Source organism: Lentzea pudingi (genome assembly GCF_014646255.1).
Taxonomy (GTDB): Bacteria; Actinomycetota; Actinomycetes; order Mycobacteriales; family Pseudonocardiaceae; genus Lentzea; species Lentzea pudingi.
Map to the genome: position 1 here is coordinate 181,745 of NZ_BMNC01000009.1, position 16,367 is coordinate 198,111.

At 70.0% G+C, this 16,367-nt stretch carries 15 protein-coding genes; 9 read left to right on the plus strand and 6 right to left on the minus strand.

Annotated features, from left to right (window positions below; all coding sequences use genetic code 11):
- Positions 1 to 12: 12 nt before the first annotated feature.
- Positions 13 to 621 (plus strand): alpha-ketoglutarate-dependent dioxygenase AlkB, encoded by a 609-nt coding sequence (locus IEY88_RS28760; protein ID WP_189158002.1) that lies wholly within the window; start codon positions 13 to 15, stop codon positions 619 to 621.
- Here IEY88_RS28760 and IEY88_RS28765 read toward each other — a convergent pair.
- A complete protein-coding gene (locus tag IEY88_RS28765) occupies positions 587 to 1,531 on the minus strand; it encodes an SDR family oxidoreductase (RefSeq protein ID WP_189158003.1) in 945 nt (314 codons plus the stop codon). The genes IEY88_RS28760 and IEY88_RS28765 overlap by 35 nt on opposite strands.
- A 137-nt stretch (positions 1,532 to 1,668) precedes the next feature.
- On the opposite strand from IEY88_RS28765, the gene IEY88_RS28770 reads away from it, so the two are divergent.
- Entirely contained in the window at positions 1,669 to 2,508 is an 840-nt protein-coding gene (locus IEY88_RS28770) for a helix-turn-helix transcriptional regulator (protein WP_229693866.1), read from the plus strand.
- Here IEY88_RS28770 and IEY88_RS28775 read toward each other — a convergent pair.
- The 3 genes from IEY88_RS28775 to IEY88_RS28785 all read right to left on the minus strand — a co-directional run bounded on the left by IEY88_RS28775 (position 2,480) and on the right by IEY88_RS28785 (position 6,157).
- The gene (locus IEY88_RS28775) at positions 2,480 to 3,049 is read right to left on the minus strand and encodes a TMEM175 family protein (protein ID WP_229693867.1); all 570 of its coding nucleotides are present in this window, start codon (positions 3,047 to 3,049) and stop codon (positions 2,480 to 2,482) included. The two genes, IEY88_RS28770 and IEY88_RS28775, sit on opposite strands and share 29 nt — an antisense overlap.
- A 19-nt stretch (positions 3,050 to 3,068) precedes the next feature.
- Positions 3,069 to 4,700 carry a PHP domain-containing protein gene (locus tag IEY88_RS28780; RefSeq protein ID WP_189158006.1) on the minus strand — a complete coding sequence of 544 codons (1,632 nt, stop codon included), beginning with the start codon at positions 4,698 to 4,700 and terminating at the stop codon, positions 3,069 to 3,071.
- A 71-nt stretch (positions 4,701 to 4,771) separates the two neighbouring features.
- Positions 4,772 to 6,157: a PP2C family protein-serine/threonine phosphatase gene (locus IEY88_RS28785; protein WP_189158007.1), complete on the minus strand. Its 1,386-nt coding sequence runs from the start codon at positions 6,155 to 6,157 to the stop codon at positions 4,772 to 4,774.
- A 136-nt stretch (positions 6,158 to 6,293) separates the two neighbouring features.
- On the opposite strand from IEY88_RS28785, the gene IEY88_RS28790 reads away from it, so the two are divergent.
- Positions 6,294 to 10,439 carry a HAMP domain-containing protein gene (locus IEY88_RS28790; RefSeq protein WP_189158008.1) on the plus strand — a complete coding sequence of 1,382 codons (4,146 nt, stop codon included), beginning with the start codon at positions 6,294 to 6,296 and terminating at the stop codon, positions 10,437 to 10,439.
- 4 nt (positions 10,440 to 10,443) lie between these two features.
- Here the strand turns inward: IEY88_RS28790 and IEY88_RS28795 are convergent, their stop codons facing one another.
- Positions 10,444 to 10,791, minus strand: a complete 348-nt coding sequence (locus IEY88_RS28795) for an STAS domain-containing protein (protein WP_189158009.1) — start codon at positions 10,789 to 10,791, stop codon at positions 10,444 to 10,446.
- Positions 10,792 to 10,917: 126 nt separating this feature from the next.
- On the opposite strand from IEY88_RS28795, the gene IEY88_RS28800 reads away from it, so the two are divergent.
- The 3 genes from IEY88_RS28800 to IEY88_RS28810 all read left to right on the plus strand — a co-directional run bounded on the left by IEY88_RS28800 (position 10,918) and on the right by IEY88_RS28810 (position 11,983).
- Entirely contained in the window at positions 10,918 to 11,304 is a 387-nt protein-coding gene (locus tag IEY88_RS28800; protein ID WP_189158010.1) for an ATP-binding protein, read from the plus strand.
- Between the two features lie 21 nt (positions 11,305 to 11,325).
- On the plus strand, positions 11,326 to 11,559 hold the full coding sequence (locus tag IEY88_RS28805; RefSeq protein ID WP_189158011.1) for a DUF6480 family protein: 234 nt from the start codon (positions 11,326 to 11,328) through the stop codon (positions 11,557 to 11,559).
- Between the two features lie 73 nt (positions 11,560 to 11,632).
- Positions 11,633 to 11,983, plus strand: a complete 351-nt coding sequence (locus IEY88_RS28810; RefSeq protein ID WP_189158012.1) for an STAS domain-containing protein — start codon at positions 11,633 to 11,635, stop codon at positions 11,981 to 11,983.
- On the opposite strand, the gene IEY88_RS28815 is transcribed toward IEY88_RS28810, so the two are convergent.
- Complete coding sequence (locus IEY88_RS28815; protein ID WP_189158013.1) at positions 11,980 to 12,864, minus strand: Ppx/GppA phosphatase family protein; 885 nt, start codon at positions 12,862 to 12,864, stop codon at positions 11,980 to 11,982. The genes IEY88_RS28810 and IEY88_RS28815 overlap by 4 nt on opposite strands.
- A gap of 109 nt (positions 12,865 to 12,973) precedes the next feature.
- Here IEY88_RS28815 and IEY88_RS28820 point away from each other — a divergent pair, with 109 nt between their 5' ends.
- The 3 genes from IEY88_RS28820 to IEY88_RS28830 all read left to right on the plus strand — a co-directional run bounded on the left by IEY88_RS28820 (position 12,974) and on the right by IEY88_RS28830 (position 16,356).
- On the plus strand, positions 12,974 to 13,957 hold the full coding sequence (locus IEY88_RS28820) for a hypothetical protein (protein WP_189158014.1): 984 nt from the start codon (positions 12,974 to 12,976) through the stop codon (positions 13,955 to 13,957).
- Between the two features lie 85 nt (positions 13,958 to 14,042).
- Positions 14,043 to 14,948: a GNAT family N-acetyltransferase gene (locus IEY88_RS28825; protein WP_189158015.1), complete on the plus strand. Its 906-nt coding sequence runs from the start codon at positions 14,043 to 14,045 to the stop codon at positions 14,946 to 14,948.
- A gap of 202 nt (positions 14,949 to 15,150) precedes the next feature.
- Positions 15,151 to 16,356: a glycoside hydrolase family 88 protein gene (locus IEY88_RS28830; RefSeq protein ID WP_229693852.1), complete on the plus strand. Its 1,206-nt coding sequence runs from the start codon at positions 15,151 to 15,153 to the stop codon at positions 16,354 to 16,356.
- Positions 16,357 to 16,367: the final 11 nt, after the last annotated feature.

A 16,367-nucleotide genomic window follows, 5' to 3' on the forward strand; every position in this document is an offset into this window, starting at 1 on the left:
AGGCTGCGGTGCATGCGCCAGGGATCCCTGTTCGACCTGGAAGCGGAGCCGGAACTGACTCCGCTCGCCCCGCGCCGCACCGAACTCGCGCACGGCGCGTGGATCGACGTCCAGCCGGGCTGGCTCGCGGGCGCCGACGCGCTGTTCGACCAGCTCGTCGCCGAGGTGCCGTGGCGGGCCGAACGCCGCCAGATGTACGACGCGGTGGTCGACGTGCCGCGCCTGCTCTGCTTCTACAGCGGCGCCCTGCCGTTCGACGTCCTCACCACGGCCCGCGACAGGCTGAGCGAGCACTACCTGGCCGAGCTGCACGAACCGTTCACCACGGCCGGTCTCTGCTACTACCGCGACGGCCGGGACAGCGTCGCGTGGCACGGCGACACGATCGGCCGCGGCCAGACCGAGGACACGATGGTCGCGATCCTGTCCGTCGGCACGCCCCGCGCCCTGCTGCTGCGGCCACGGGGCGGCGGCGAGACGCACAAGTACGCGCTGGGCCACGGCGACCTGCTCGTGATGGGCGGCTCGTGCCAGCGCACCTGGGAGCACGCGATCCCGAAGACGTCCACGGTGGTCGGCCCGCGGATCAGCGTCCAGTTCCGCCCGCACGGAGTCCGCTAGCCACCAGCTCCTCCGACACCTCCCAGACCCTGCGCGCCTCGTCGACGTTGCGCAGACGGCTGTAGAGCGCCTGCTCGGCGGGCGGCCCGCTCAGGTGCGCGACGCGGCTCGGGCCGTAGAACTCGGCCGCGTTGGGCACGGTCGCGGCGAGCAGCGCCGGCAACTGTGCGGACTCGACGGTGCCGAGCACACCCAGGCGGGACAGCACCCGGATCGCGCGCACGCCGAGCGTGTCGGTGGCGCGCCCCACCTCGGGACGGGCGGCCAGCAGGTTGGTCGGCGCGACCCCGGGATGGGAGAGGTTGCTGGTGATGCCCCAGCCCCCCGCCTCGCTGCGCCGCGCGAGCTCCAGCCCGAAGAGGCCGAACGCGATCTTCGACTGGCTGTAGGCCTTGGCGCCGCTGTACGAGCGCTCCCAGTTCAGGTCGTCCCAGTTGATGGCGTTCTGGTTGGCCGCGATGCTGATCTGCGACGTCACGCGGGCGCGACCGGCCTTCAGCAACGGCAGCAGGTGCGTGACGAGGGCGAAGTGCCCCAGGTGGTTCGTGCCGAACTGCAGCTCGAACCCGTCCGCGGTCGTCTGCCGTTCGGGCGGGGTCATGACACCCGCGTTGTTGATCAGGATGTGCACCGGCTCGCCCTCCGCCAGCAGCGTGTCGCCGAGCGCGGCGACCGACCGCAGCGAGGACAGGTCGAGCGAGCGCAGCGACACCTGAGCGGCCGGGGTCCGCCGCCGGATGGCCGTGATCGCCGCCTCGCCCTTGCGCTGGTTGCGGACGGGCATGACGACCTCGGCCCCGGCCGCCGCGAGCCGTTCCGCGATGCCGAGCCCGACCCCGTCGCTCGCGCCGGTGACGACCGCGCGCCTGCCGGACAGGTCCGGGATCTCGACGTCGAACTTCCTGCTCATCGCGCACTCCCCTGCTCGTCGTGGTGGTGTCTCCACGATGGACGGACGGGCCGGTGCGCATCCAGGACCTGACGATCCGTGGCTACGGCCGCGTGCGCGCGTTAGAAAAGAGGCGGACGAGAGGAGCCACCGTGGCGATCGACCGAGCCGGTCTGGCCGCGTTCCTGCGGCACCGCAGGGAGGCGCTGCAGCCCGAGGACATCGGTCTGCGGCGCGGGCCGCGACGCCGGACCAACGGCCTGCGCCGTGAGGAGGTCGCGGCCCGCTGCAACATGTCCACCGACTACTACGCGCGCCTGGAGCAGGAACGCGGCCCGCACCCGTCCGAGCAGATGATCGCCGCGATCGCCCAGGGCCTGCACCTGTCGCTGGACGAACGCGACCACCTGTTCCGGCTCGCCGGGCACAGCCCTCCCACCTGCGGCGCGATCAGCGAGCACGTCAGCCCCGGCCTCGCGCGGATCTTCGACCGCCTGCACGACACCCCGGCCGAGATCGCCACCGAACTGGGCGAGACCCTGCGCCAGACCGCGCTCGGCATCGCGCTGACCGGGGACTCGAGCCGCCACACCGGACCGGCCAGGAGCCTCGGTTACCGCTGGTTCACCGACCCGTCGGCGCGGGCGCTGTACGAACCGGCCGACCACGAGTTCCTCGGCCGGATGTTCGCCTCGGGCCTGCGCGAGGCCCTCACCCGCCACGGTCCGGGCTCCCGCGCGGCGAGCTACACCGATCTCCTGCTCGCGGGCAGCGAGGAGTTCCGGACCGTCTGGGACAGGCAGGAGATCGGCCTGCGCCCCAAGGAGTTCAAGCGCTACGTGCACCCGAGCGTCGGCGCGCTGGAACTGCAGTGCCAGACGCTGCTCGACCCGGTCCAGTCGCACTTCCTGCTGGTCTACACGGCCACGCCGGGCAGTGAGAGCTACGAGAAGCTGCAGCTGCTCTCGGTCATCGGATCCGCTGCGCCAACGGGCTGAGCAGCAGCAACAGCAGGCCCCAGTAGCTGATCAACGGCGACAGCACGAGGGCGAGCAGCAGCACGGCGGTCGGCACGAGCGCACGGAGCACCACCGGCCGTGACAGCCCGCGTGCCTCCACGGCCAGCTCCGGGTTTCCGTTCACGAGCAGGGTGATCGCGGTCAGCAGCGCACTGCTGACGGTGATCGTGCCGATGTAGAAGAACTGGGTGAAGTGGTCCTCTCCCGGCCTGCCGACGAGCTCGGTCGGGAACGGCAGCACCACGATGGTGAGCAGCCACGCCATGTTCAGCACCACCAGCGCGGAGCTGTACCGCTTCACGTTCTCGAACAGCCGGTGGTGGGTGAACCACAGGTGCGCGATCACCGCGAAGCTCAGCAGGAAGCTGAAGATCTGCGGCCAGTGACGGGCGACCAGTTCGCTCGCGGGCTCGGAGCCCGGCTCCGAGGTGATCTCCACCAGGGGCAGCACCAGCAGTGTGATCGCGATGGCGACCACGGCGTCGGTGAAGAGGACCAAGCGGTCGGGCTCGCGCTTCATGGACACGAGCCCAACCTACTCAGACCACGTCCACGAACACCGGGTTGGCGTAGAACCAGAGGTCCTGCCACGGGTCGGAGTTCGCGATCTCGTCGATCATCGGGTCACCGGCCGAGGTGAGCCGCTTGCCGTCACTGCCCCGCAGCCGCAGGTAGAACGACCGCTCGACGTTCTTGAAGGTGTGCGTGAACCGGATCTTGCCCTTGCGCGGGACCTCGAACGTCTTCGTGACGGCCGTCTCCGGCGCCACGAACAGGTCGCGGTCGGCGGACGGACCGGTCACCGGCCCCGAGATCAGGTCGACCTTGGCCAGCACGGGCGTGGCGCCCGAGAAGTTCGGGCCGGTGGTGCGGTCGATCTCGATGGTGACCTCGACGTCGCCGCCGCGGCGCACGAACGTCCGCCCGCCCAGCGTCACGCCGCGCAGGTCGTCGCGCGAGCGCACGCGCAGCTCCAGGCCGTCGATCAGGTGACCGTGCACGGTCAGGACCTTGCCCGCCTGCAGGCCGCGCATGACGTCCACATAGGACTTCGAGCGGGCGCCGACGACGTTCGCGCCGTACTGGCCGGGGAAGAAGTCGCCGTAGGCGGTCTGCTTGACGCCCGAGTCGATCGGCGCGCCCTTCGACCCGGTCGTGGCGTAGTCCTGCTTGCCGGGCGTGAGCGTGTCGTTGAAGACCTGGTGCACGTCCGAGTTCGCGGTGATCCACCACGGACGGCCCTCAGCGAGCAGCGAGTCCCACAAGCCGCCGACCTTCGCGGTCATCCAGTCGAACCCGCCGTGCGTGCGGTAGGACTCCGGCGGGTAGGCCTGGAACGACTCCGGCAGCGGGGCGGCCGTGTCGTAGTAGCCGCGCGCACGGCCGGAGCCGCCCGCGGACTTCGGCGTGCCGGCGGCCTGGTGGCCGGGCGCGCCCTCCATGCCGACCGCGACGCCGGGGGCCGCGTCACGCCAGCCGCGGATCTCGTGCGGGCTGTCGACGCCGCGCCGGGACGGGTGGTTCGCGAACATCAGCGCGATCTCGGTCCGTCCGGAGAGGACCTGCGCCTCCAGGTACCGCAGCGCGGCCAGGGCGAGCGACTCGGTGTTGTTCGCGATCCGGCCGTCGTAGGACAGCTCGAACGCCTTGAGGATGTCGACGGTGTGCTTGCCCGGTGGCAGGAACACGGTGGCGTGCTCGGCGCCGGGGATGTTCCACTCCAGGCCCTGGTAGACCAGCACGTCGCGTTGCGACCGGCGGACCTTCTCGATGTCCGGCGTGATCTGGTCGATCGAGAACTTCTGGTGCGCGACCCCGCCGTGGTCGGTGATCACGACCCAGTCCAGGCCGAACTCGTGCGCCTTGGCGACCTGCTGCGCGATCGTGTACTGGCCGTCGTCGGAGTACTGGGTGTGGATGTGGTGGTCGCCCGCGTACCAGCGCTCACCGCCGCCCCACGGGTTGACCGGGACGTGCGCCTCGGCCCTGCCGGAACCCACGGCGACGGCTCCGGCGGCACCGGCCGCGATGCCCAGCCCTGCCAGGAACTTGCGCCGCTCGACCGACGACGGGCGGTCGTCCTCGGGGTCGAGCCAGCTGCCTTCGACCGGCTCGACCTCGTGGTGGTGGTGCGCGTGATCACCGTGCGGGTGATCGTGAGAGTGGGACATGCGCCGATCTCAGCCGGTCAACCTGTCGTGGCAAACGAACGCGAGATGAACCCTTGTACCGGGAATTTCGTTCACACCGCCTGGACGGCCAGCAACGCCAGGTCGTCGTGGTCGTCGCGATCCAGCCACTTGAGCACGGCCCGTTCGCAATGCCGTGCGATCTCCTCCGCCGGCAGCCCCTTGCACTCCTTCAGCACCGCCCGCAGACGTTGGTCGCCGAACAGCTCCGTGCGGTCCGTGTGCGCGCGGGCCTCGGTGAACCCGTCGCTGTACAGCACCAGCGTGTCCCCCGGCGCCAGCGTGACCTGTTCGCCGGAGAACCGGACATCCGCCAGGATCCCGACGATCGCCCCGGTCGCGCCCACCTCGTCCACGCTGCCGTCCGCCCGCAGCACCAGCGGCGCGGGGTGGCCGCCGGACGCGAGCGACAGCCGCACTCCCCCGTCCGCCAGCGGCACCAGCTCGCCGACGACGAGGGTGGTGAAGAGCTTCGAACCGGTCGCGCGCAACGACGTGTTCAGCAGGTGCAGCAGCCGCACCGGGTTCGTCTCGACCAGCGAGAGCGCCTGCAGCGACTGCCGCACACGTCCACTGTGGACCGCCGCCTCCAGGCCGTGGCCGCAGACGTCGCCCAGCACGAACGTCGCCGAACCGTCCGTGCGCGGGTGCACGTCGTAGAAGTCGCCGCCGACCAGCGCGCGCTGGTGGGCAGGGATGAACACCGAGGCCAGCGTCACACCGCGCACCTCGGGCAACGGCAGCGGCAGCAGCGCCGACCGCAGGATCTCGATCGTCCGCTGCTGCTCGGTCAGCATCGACGACGACTCGAGCGCCACGGCCGCGTGCTTGCCGAACAGCCGCACGCGCTCCACGTCGTTCGGCGCGAAGTCGCCCTTGCGCACCACGACCAGCGCACCGCCGACCCCCAGCGGCACCGCGAGCGCGCAGCCGAAGTCCTCCGGCACGCCCCAGCTGCCCTCACCCAAAGAGGTGATCCTGGTGAGCGTCGACGTGCCGGTCAGCACCTCCGCGATCTCCGAGGCCCGGCGCGGCGTGCGCGTGACCGTCGGTTCGCCGCCTCCGCACCGCCACCACTCGAGCCGATCGCGCGTGGCGGGCACCACGGCGACGCAGTGCTCGCCCAGCAACTCCGCCGCGAGCTGCACGATCGTCTTGAGCGTCAGTTCGCGCGACGAGCCCCCGGCGAGCCTCAGGTGGGCGTGGTCGAACGCGGAGTCCGTGAAGTACCAGGCGCTCCAGCCCTCGCCGAGGTCGTGCTGGCGGCCCGCGACGTGCACGTCGAAGTGCCCGCCGACGCCCAGGCGGGGGAACCGGTCCGCGGCCGCGGCGTTGCGCACGCGCACCACTCCGGCGGGATCCACGACGAAGACGGCTTCGCGCAGCCCGTCCACCAGGCGCTGCCAGCCGTCGAGGTCGATGCCCACAGCGCTGCTCATCCGCTTCCGGCCAGCGCGCTCGGCCGAATCATGACGGCCTCCTGCGGGTAGTCGGCGTGCGTCGGGGGATCAAGTTACCTCGCTCCCAACCTAACGTGGCAGGCTTGGCTGCGACCACCGAGGCACGGAGGCTTGAGTGACCACGGCCAACGAAGAGACGGACGCGACCCTCGAACGGGTTCTCTCCGCCATGAGAGATCTGCGGGACGGCAACTTCCGCCGCAGGCTCGTCGTGCCGGGGAACGGGCCCGTCTCGGCGCTCGCCGACGTGTTCAACGAGATCGCCGAGCGCAACCAGTGGCTCGCCGGTGAGCTGGGCCGCGTCCGCCAGGCCGTGGGCCAGGAGGGCAGGCTGACCGAACGGGTGGCGCCCGCGGGCACCGCCGGCGGCTGGTCGCTGATCGCCGACTCGGTGAACGGCCTGGTCGAGGACCTGATGCGACCGACGACGGAGCTGAGCCGCGTGCTCGCCGCCGTCGCCGAGGGCGACCTGACCAAGCGCATGTCGGACCAGACGCTGCGCGGTGAGTTCGCGACGCTCGGCTCGACGGTGAACGGCCTGGTCGACCAGCTGTCGAGCTTCGCCGACGAGGTCACCCGTGTCGCCCGTGAGGTCGGCACGGACGGCCGCCTGGGCGGTCAGGCGAAGGTGCCCGGCGTGGCCGGCACGTGGCGCGACCTGACCGACAACGTCAACTCGATGGCGAACAACCTGACCAACCAGGTCCGCAACATCGCCCAGGTCGCGACGGCGGTGGCCAACGGCGACCTGACGCAGAAGATCACGGTCGACGTCTCCGGCGAGATGCTGGAGCTCAAGAACACGCTGAACACGATGGTCGACCAGCTGTCGAGCTTCGCCGACGAGGTCACGCGCGTCGCGCGCGAGGTCGGCACGGACGGCAAGCTCGGTGGTCAGGCGAAGGTCCCCGGCGTCGCCGGCACGTGGCGCGACCTGACCGACAACGTGAACTTCATGGCGGACAACCTGACGACCCAGGTCCGCAACATCGCCCAGGTCACGACGGCCGTGGCGCTCGGCGACCTGACCCAGAAGATCACCGTCGACGCCCGCGGCGAGATCCTCGAGCTGAAGTCGACGATCAACACGATGGTCGACCAGCTGTCGAGCTTCGCCGACGAGGTCACGCGTGTCGCGCGCGAGGTCGGCTCGGACGGCCGCCTCGGTGGCCAGGCGCAGGTGCCGGGCGTCGCCGGCACGTGGCGCGACCTCACCGAGTCGGTGAACGTCATGGCGAACAACCTGACGACCCAGGTCCGCAACATCGCCTCGGTGACGACGGCGATCGCGCGCGGCGACCTGACGCAGAAGATCACGGCCGACGCCCGCGGCGAGATCCTCGAGCTCAAGACCACGATCAACACGATGGTCGACCAGCTGTCGAGCTTCGCCGACGAGGCCACCCGCGTGGCCCGCGAGGTCGGCACCGAGGGCCGCCTGGGCGGTCAGGCGCAGGTGCCGGGCGTCGCCGGCACCTGGCGCGACCTGACCGACAACGTCAACTTCATGGCGAACAACCTGACCAACCAGGTCCGCAACATCGCGCACGTCGCCACGGCCGTCGCGAACGGCGACCTGTCGCAGAAGATCACGGTCGACGCGCGTGGCGAGATCCTCGAGCTGAAGTCGACGCTGAACACGATGGTGGACCAGCTGTCGTCGTTCGCCGAGGAGGTCACCCGCGTCGCCCGCGAGGTCGGCACCGACGGCCGGCTGGGCGGTCAGGCCCGCGTGCAGGGCGTCGCCGGCACGTGGAAGGACCTGACCGACAACGTCAACCTGATGGCGGACAACCTGACCGACCAGGTCCGCAACATCGCCGCCGTCGCCACCGCCGTCGCGAACGGCGACCTGTCGAAGAAGATCACCGTCGAGGCGAAGGGCGAGGTCGCGACCCTCGCCGACACCCTGAACGGCATGGTCGACACGCTCCGCGCGTTCGGTGACGAGGTCACCCGTGTCGCCCGCGAGGTCGGCACCGAGGGCATCCTGGGCGGCCAGGCGCGCGTCTCCGGTGTGGCCGGCACGTGGAAGGACCTCACCGACTCGGTGAACTTCATGGCGGACAACCTGACGAACCAGGTCCGCAACATCGCCCAGGTCACCACCGCGGTGGCGCAGGGCGACCTGACGAAGAAGATCGACGTCTCGGCGCGCGGCGAGATCCTGGAGCTCAAGACCACGATCAACACGATGGTCGACCAGCTGTCGAGCTTCGCCGACGAGGTCACCCGTGTCGCCCGCGAGGTCGGCACCGAGGGCAAGCTCGGTGGCCAGGCCGAGGTCGACGGCGTGGCCGGCACGTGGTCGAAGCTGACCGACAACGTCAACCAGCTCGCGTCGAACCTCACCACCCAGGTCCGCGCCATCGCCGCCGTCGCCACCGCCGTGACCGCGGGCGACCTGACCAGGCAGATCACCGTCGACGCGTCCGGGGAGCTCGCCGAGCTCAAGGACAACGTCAACCAGATGATCGCGAACCTGAAGGAGACCACGCGGGCCAACCGCGAGCAGTACTGGCTCAAGACCAACCTGGCCCGTCTCTCGGGCCTGATGCAGGGCCACCGCGACCTGCGCGCGCTGGCCTCGTTGATCATGAGCGAGCTGACGCCGCTGGTCAGCGCCCACCACGGGGCGTTCTTCCAGATCGAGGAGGACGACTCCAAGCAGTCGCTGGAGCTGACCGCCACCTACGGCTTCCGTCTGGACGCGGCCCGCATGACCCGCGTGGCCATGGGCGAGTCGCTCGTCGGCCAGGCGGCGCTGGAGAAGAAGACGATCCTGGTCGCCCAGGTCCCCGGCGGCTACCTGACCGTGTCGTCCGCTCTGGGCGAGTCGGCCCCGGTCAACCTCGTGATCCTGCCGATCCTGTTCCAGGGCGAGACCCTGGGCGTGATCGAGCTCGCGTCGCTCAACGAGTTCTCCGACGTCCACCTCGACCTCCTGGACCAGCTCAAGGAGGCCATCGGCGTCAACGTGAACACGCTGCTGGCCAACTCCCGCACCGACGCCCTCCTGGTCGAGTCCCAGCGCCTCACGACGGAGCTCAGGGCCGGTTCCGAGGAACTGGAGGACCGCGCCCGCCAGCTCCAGACGGCCTCGAAGTACAAGTCCGAGTTCATGGCGAACATGTCCCACGAGCTCCGCACGCCGCTGAACTCGCTGCTCATCCTCGCGAAGCTGCTGGCGGACAACCTCGACGGCAACCTCAACCCCAAGCAGGTCGAGTTCGCCCGCACGATCCACTCGTCCGGCTCCGACCTGCTGCAGCTCATCAACGACATCCTCGACCTCACCAAGGTCGAGGCCGGCCACATGACGCTGCACGAGGACCCGGTCCGCCTCGACGAGCTGGTCCGCTACGTCGAGACGCTGTGCCTGCCGCTGACGGCGGAGAAGAACCTCGAGTTCTCCGTCCGCGTGGACCCGAACGTGCCGGAGACGCTGCACACCGACGAGCACCGCCTCCAGCAGATCCTCCGGAACCTGCTCTCGAACGCGGTCAAGTTCACCCACGACGGTGGCATCCGCCTGCACGTGCGCATGGACGACCCGTCCACCGTGGCGTTCGACGTGCACGACACCGGCATCGGCATCCCGGCCGAGAAGCTCGCCGTCATCTTCGAGGCGTTCCAGCAGGCCGACGGCACGACGTCGCGCAAGTACGGCGGCACGGGCCTGGGCCTGTCCATCAGCCGCGAGCTGTCCCAGCTGCTCAACGGCGCCCTGCGGGTCCGCTCCGAGCCGGGCATCGGCTCGACCTTCACGCTCTGCCTGCCGCTCGGCAGGGTCGTCTCGGACGCGATCGTCCTGCCGGAACCGACCCCGATCGTCACCCCGGCGCCGGTCATCGCGAGCTCGGGCGCGATCCGGTTCCACGGCGAGAAGGTCCTGGTCGTCGACGACGACCTGCGCAACGTCTTCGCCCTCACGAGCGTGCTCGAGCTCGTCGGGCTGGAGGCCATCTACGCCGACAACGGCATCACGGGCGTGCGCGCGCTGGAGCAGTACGACGACGTGGCCATCGTCCTGATGGACATCATGATGCCCGAACTGGACGGCAACGCCACGATCTCGGCGATCCGGGCCATGGAGCGCTACGCGGACCTCCCCGTCATCGCCGTCACCGCCAAGGCGATGAAGGGCGACCGGGAGAAGTCACTGGCCTCCGGCGCCACCGACTACGTCACGAAGCCGGTGGACACCGAACACCTCATCCGCCTGATCGCCTACTACCTGGGCGTGTCGGCGGAGGCCTGACCGGTCAGCGGGCCGAGTCCACCGCTTCCTGAACGGCCACGTCCACCGACTCGAAGAGGCTGAGCACCTCGGCCACGTCGGCGAGTTCGAACAACCGCCGGACAGGCCCCTGGGCAGCGGCGATCCGCAGCTGCCCGCCGGCCTCGGCGAGCCTGCGGTGCCAGTCCAGGACCAGCGCGAGGCCGGTCGAGTCCATGAAGGCCAGTTCGGCCAGGTCCAGCACGGCGTGCGACCCGGTCACGTCCGAGTCGAGCCGTGCGGACAGCAAGGGCACGGTGTCGATGTCCAGTTCCCCGGCGACGGCGAGAACTCGCCATCCCCGCTGGACATCGCTTCCGACGTTGAGCTCCATCGTCGCCGTTTCCTTCCGCCACGCCCGACTCGTGCGACCCAAATCGTGCAGCACGACGTCCGAGCACGCGACCACCGGGGGGCTGAAAGATCCGGACGACCCGCCGGATGTGCGACGATGCGCCCTGTGTTGAACGACCCACTGGCAGAGGTGCGGGTGATCCTGACCGCCGAGGGCGGCTCGTGTGCTCGCGCACGTCAGGTGGTGCGCGAGGCCGCGGTGTCGTGGGAGCTGCCCGAGGATCTCACCGACGACGCGCAGCTCGTCGTCACCGAGCTCGTGTCCAACGGCATCGACCACGGTGAGGGACCGATCACACTCACGGTGAGCCGGAAGGCGGGCGGCATGCTCGTCGAGGTGCACGACCAGTCGTCGCGACTGCCCCAGCTCAGACCCGTGGACCCGAACAGCGCACGCGGGCGCGGCATGCAGCTCGTGCAGGCGCTGAGCGTGCGGTGGGGGACGGAACAGCAGAACGGCGGGAAAGTGGTCTGGGCCCAGCTAGAAGCGTGAAAACGGGGTACCTCACCCCGTATGACCGCTCTTCCGCCCGACCCCGAGCCCGACCTCACCCCCGGATCCGAGCCCGGCGGCGGGGTGAACCCCGGAGAGACCCCTCCCGACTCCGGATCGACCACCACGGGCCTGTCCCACCACGAACGGACCCCGCCCAAGGCGACCGCCGGGCGCATCGTGATCGCGATCATCGTGCTGTTCGCGGTACTGGTGGCCGCGATGCTCCTCACCAGGGCTTTCCTGCTCGTGTAGCCGCCGTGGGGGCACGGCTCCGGTTGTGGACGTCCGCCGATGGCGCGTACGGTCGGCCTGGACGGGAGTCCCCATGAACCAGCTTCGGCAGAGAACCACCTACGTCCAGTCCATCCCGATCGTCGCCCTGACGGGCGAGATCGACATGATGTCGTCGGCACCGGTGACCAGCAGGATCGCCGAGTTGCTCGACCGCAGGCCGCCCGCGCTGGTCCTCGACCTGCGGGAGGTGCGCTTCTTCGGGTCCGAGGGAATCCGTGCGCTGGTGGAGACCCAGCACCAGGCCGACGAGCTCGGCGTCAGGTTCGGCGTCGTCAGCGACAGCCGGATCGTGCTGCGCCCGCTGCAGATGACAGCGGTCGACCGGTTGCTGTTGCTGTTCGACGACGTCGACGACGCCGTCACCGCCCTGAGCGCCTGCTAGGCCGCGGACGAGCTCCGCGCGCGCGACCGCTCCACCAGTGAGAGCAGCAGGCCTTCCTTGGTGGACCACGGGGAGATGTCCACGACGTCGTGGCCCGAGACCTTCATCAAGCCCTCCGCGACCACCGCGCCCGCCAGCGACTGCTGGGCCCGGTGGCGGGAGATCCCCGGCAGGGCCGCGCGTTCGCGCACCGAGAGCTTCGCGAGCCGCGGGATCCACTTCTCCAGGTCCCTGAGCCGCAGCTGACGCGGCGCGTAGGTGTCGCTGCGGGCGCCGGCGAGGCGGGCCAGCTGTTCGAACACCTTCGAGCACCCGACCGCGCGATCGCTCTCGCCCCAGGGGAACGCGGTCGCCAGGCGGTCCGCGACCTCCAGCCGCATGTCCTCGACGGTGAGCCCGGTGCGCGTCAGAGTCCTTGCCCCCAAAGGCAGGGACACCGCGCGCTCGGGTTCGGCGCCGGATCCGGCGGCCAGTTCGACGGTGCCGCCGCCGACGTCCAGGACGACCATCTGGCCGGCGCTCCAGCCGAACCAGTGCCGGGCCGCGACGTAGGAGAGGCGGGCTTCTTCCTTGCCGGACAACACCTTCAGCTCGACGCCGGTGCGTCTGGCCACCTTGCGCATCACCTCGTCGACGTTCGCCGAGTCGCGAACGGACGAGGTGGCGAAGGGCAGGAACGGGACGTCGCCCGCCTTCTTGTGCGCGGCGAACACCGCGTCGCAGAGCGACTCGATGCCCGCGCGGCTGATCGCGCCCTCCGCGTCCAGCTCGCGGTCGAGTCTCAGCCGGACCTTGTGGGACACCAGCGGACGCATCAGGTCTCGTTCCACGACCACCAGGTGTGCGCTGAAGCACCCGACGTCCAGAACTCCGACCGTCATCCGCCACCTTCCTTCTACCAAGTCTTCTTTACCCCATCGGCAGCCATTGTGCGGATCTGAGCGCCCGATCGAGCAATCTTGACCCGATGAGATGCGTTACAGTCACCGAATGTCACTGGCGGAGATACCTTCCCGGCTCGAACACGCCCTCGGCAAGGCGCAGTCCGGCGTGATCGTGCTGGCGGTGAACGGTCTCTCGTCGGACGTGGCCAAACAGTCGTGGTTGTCCGCCTCCGTGTCCACGCTCTCCTCGACGGTCCCGTCGACGTCCGCGACGGCGTTGCTGACGGCGCTGACCGGTGTCCCGGCCGACGTCCACCGAGTGCCGGGAACGGTGTACCGCAACGGTTCCGGGCTCGTGCACGCGATCAACGGCACGCCCGCGGTCCCGGTGCTGCCGACCGTGCTCGAACGGCACGGCGCGACCGTGCTGGCCCGCGAACTCGACCACCTCGAGGGGACCTGGGCCCAGGCCCTGCTGCGGGGGTGCACCCGGATACCCGCGCCCGCCGCGCACAAACTGGCGGCGCAGTCGGAGGATCCGCCGCTGCTCGTCGCGAACGTCGTGGCCGACCTGGACAAGGCGCTCAAGGACGCGCGGTTCCTCTGGACGTACGTCAACATCGGCGAGCACGTGCGCCGCAACGGGTACGACGAGTCGGTGCACGAGGCCATGCTCCGTCTGGACGCGCACGCTTCCCGTTGGGCCGCACAGGGTTGGACCGTCGTGGCGCACTCCGACCACGGCATGGTCGCCGTCGAGCCCGATCCCGCGCTCGTCGAGGCCTGGGACACGATCGTCCGCGAGGAGTGCGTCATCCCCTCCGGCGGCGCGGGCCGCCTGCGCTGGCTCTACCCGGCGGCCGACCGGCTGGAGGCCGTTTTCGACCGCGTGGCAACGGCTCTGGGTGACTCGGCGACCGTGCACCACGCCACGGACCTCGGCCTGCCGCAGCCCGAGGCCGGCCCGGTCGTCGCGGTGGCCGCGTCACCGCGCTTCCCCGTCCCGGACCCGACGGTGCGCTACGAGCACGGCGGCCTGAGCCGCGACGAGATCGACGTCCCCTTCGCCGTCTGGCAAGCCGTACAGTGATGGCGTGCACGTCGAATTCTCCACCACCATAAGGGAAATCGATTCTGCCGATTGGGATGCCGTGGTGCACCGAGCAGGTGCGCCGGTGTTCTACGAACACGCGTACGTCAGTGCCTACGAGCAGACGCCGCTGACGGCGATCGAGGCGTTCGCGTACTTCGTGGCCAGGGACGGCGACGAGGTGGTCGCCGTCATGCCGGCCTATCTCCAGAAGGCCGCGAACCCGTTGCGCCGCCTGCACGAGGTGTACCCCGAGGCCGTCGGCCAACCGGCGCTGCTCAGCCACACCTGGCACTGCTACGACGCGCACGTGCCCGCCACCGCGAAGGTGCTGCCGCGGTTGCTGGACGCCATGATGCGCACGGCGTCGATGCTCGACGTGCCGTGGTGCGGGTTCATGAACGTCCAGCGCGGCGACGCGCTGTCCCAGGCGTTGCGCGCGGCCGGTCTGCCCGCACGCCACCTGTCGGATCGCTGGGTCACCGGCCTCACCACCTACGAGCGCTACCTCGCGAGCCTGGGCCTGCGCGCCAGAGCGAACCTCCGGCGCAACGAGCGAAGATCGCGGGAGGCCGGCGTCACCATCGAGACGATGCCGGTCGAGCAGGCGTCGCTCGACGAGATCACCCTGCTGTGCGTCAAGACCGCCAGCCGTTTCGAGAACACCGGGTACTACCCCGGCGCCACCTTCGGGAAGTTCGTGACGTCGCTCGGCGAGCTCGCGCACGTGATCGAGGTGCGCCAGCACGGCAAGCTCGTCGCGGCCGGCGTGTGCCTCACCGACGCCACCCGTTTCCACACCTGGACCTGCGGCGTCGACTACGCCGTGGACGGCAACTACAGCCCGTACGGCGCGTTGTTCGCCGAGTCCGTCCGGCTCGCGATCCGGCTGGGCAAGTCCACGCTCGAGGGCGGCCGGGGCAACGCCGCGTTCAAGCGTCGCCACGGCCTGAGCCCGCGCCATTTGGACGCGGTTCTGCTCCGCACCTGAACTGCGCATTGTTCATCCTTGTGAACAATTCTTTTTACAACGTCGGATTCCAGCGGTTTCATATACATGATCCGCCTCTTTATGCCGGTCAGCGCCCTGGCGCAAGGTGCGGGAATCAATTTTTGACGCACCTTTACACGGCTTGACCGGATCTGGCAGGGTGACGCCGGGCGCAAGGCGAAGAAAGGGACTGGACGGTCTCGTGAATCTGTCTCGACGCACCCTTCTGGCGTCCGCAGCGGCCACTCCCCTGCTCACCGGAGCAGGCATGGCCATCGGTGCGGGAGAAGCCACCGCTTCCCCCGCGAAGCTCCGCGCGGCGCTCGACTACGGCAACGCCAAGCTGAAGGCGGTCGCACCCGGCATCACCTCGTTCCCGGAGATCACCAGGGCCGAGCGGTGGACCTACGTCGCCGACGGCGGCTGGATCGGCGGCTTCTGGCCGGGCACCCTCTGGCTCGCGCACCTCGACAGCGGCGACGCCCGGTTCCGCGCGCTCGCCGAGGCCGCCAACGACAGACTGGCTCCCCGCCGGCTCCAGCCGCGCGACCACGACCTGGGGTTCCTCTTCTACCCGTCCTGGGTCACCGCGTACCGGCTCACCGGCGCGACCAAGTGGCGTGACGGCGCGATCGACGCCGCGAACACCCTGATCCAGCGCTGGAACGCCACCGGCAGGTTCATCCGCGCGTGGGGTGCGCTCGGCACGCCGAACAACGCGGGCCGCGTCATCGTCGACACGATGATGAACCTGGACCTGCTCGCGTTCGCCACCGAGCAGACCGGCGACCGCAAGTACCTCGACATCGCGATCGCGCACGCCAGGACCACCCAGACGCACTTCGTGCGCGCGGACGGCTCGACCCCGCACGTGTTCGACTTCAACCCGGACACCGGCGCGGCCATCGGCCCGAACACCGTGCAGGGCTACAGCCCGACGTCGTGCTGGGCGCGCGGCCAGGCGTGGGCCATCTACGGCTTCACGACGATGTACCGCCGCACGGGCCTGCGCGAGTTCCGCGACACCGCGCGCAAGCTCTCCGACTACGCGCTGTCGGTGCTCACCCCGGACAGCGTGCCGGTGTGGGACTACCGTTCGCCGCTGGGCGCCAACGACATCAAGGACTCGTCGGCGGGCGCGATCATGGCGTGCGGCCTGCTCGACCTGGCCAACGCCACCGGCACCCACCGCTACCACGACCGGGCGCTGAAGATCCTCGACGGCCTGGTGAGCACCTGCCTCACGACCAGGTCCACGCGGGCGGAGGCGATCCTGGCGCGCGGTACGCGCAACCGCCCGTCCGAGGACGGCGTCGAGGTCTCGCTGCCGTACGGCGACTACTACCTGTACGAGGCGATCCTGCGGGTGCTCAAGCCCACGCAGATCGCCAAGGCCATCGGTCTCTGACGGAGCGCCGT

Excerpts from the sequence above, each read along its gene's own strand:
- IEY88_RS28760 (WP_189158002.1), top strand. The coding sequence starts at position 13 with ATGCGCCAGGGATCCCTGTTCGACCTGGAAGCGGAGCCGGAACTGACT.
- IEY88_RS28765 (WP_189158003.1), bottom strand. The coding sequence starts at position 1,531 with ATGAGCAGGAAGTTCGACGTCGAGATCCCGGACCTGTCCGGCAGGCGC.
- IEY88_RS28775 (WP_229693867.1), bottom strand. The coding sequence starts at position 3,049 with ATGAAGCGCGAGCCCGACCGCTTGGTCCTCTTCACCGACGCCGTGGTC.
- IEY88_RS28780 (WP_189158006.1), bottom strand. The coding sequence starts at position 4,700 with ATGTCCCACTCTCACGATCACCCGCACGGTGATCACGCGCACCACCAC.
- IEY88_RS28785 (WP_189158007.1), bottom strand. The coding sequence starts at position 6,157 with ATGAGCAGCGCTGTGGGCATCGACCTCGACGGCTGGCAGCGCCTGGTG.
- IEY88_RS28795 (WP_189158009.1), bottom strand. The coding sequence starts at position 10,791 with ATGGAGCTCAACGTCGGAAGCGATGTCCAGCGGGGATGGCGAGTTCTC.
- IEY88_RS28805 (WP_189158011.1), top strand. The coding sequence starts at position 11,326 with ATGACCGCTCTTCCGCCCGACCCCGAGCCCGACCTCACCCCCGGATCC.
- IEY88_RS28810 (WP_189158012.1), top strand. The coding sequence starts at position 11,633 with ATGAACCAGCTTCGGCAGAGAACCACCTACGTCCAGTCCATCCCGATC.
- IEY88_RS28815 (WP_189158013.1), bottom strand. The coding sequence starts at position 12,864 with ATGACGGTCGGAGTTCTGGACGTCGGGTGCTTCAGCGCACACCTGGTG.
- IEY88_RS28820 (WP_189158014.1), top strand. The coding sequence starts at position 12,974 with ATGTCACTGGCGGAGATACCTTCCCGGCTCGAACACGCCCTCGGCAAG.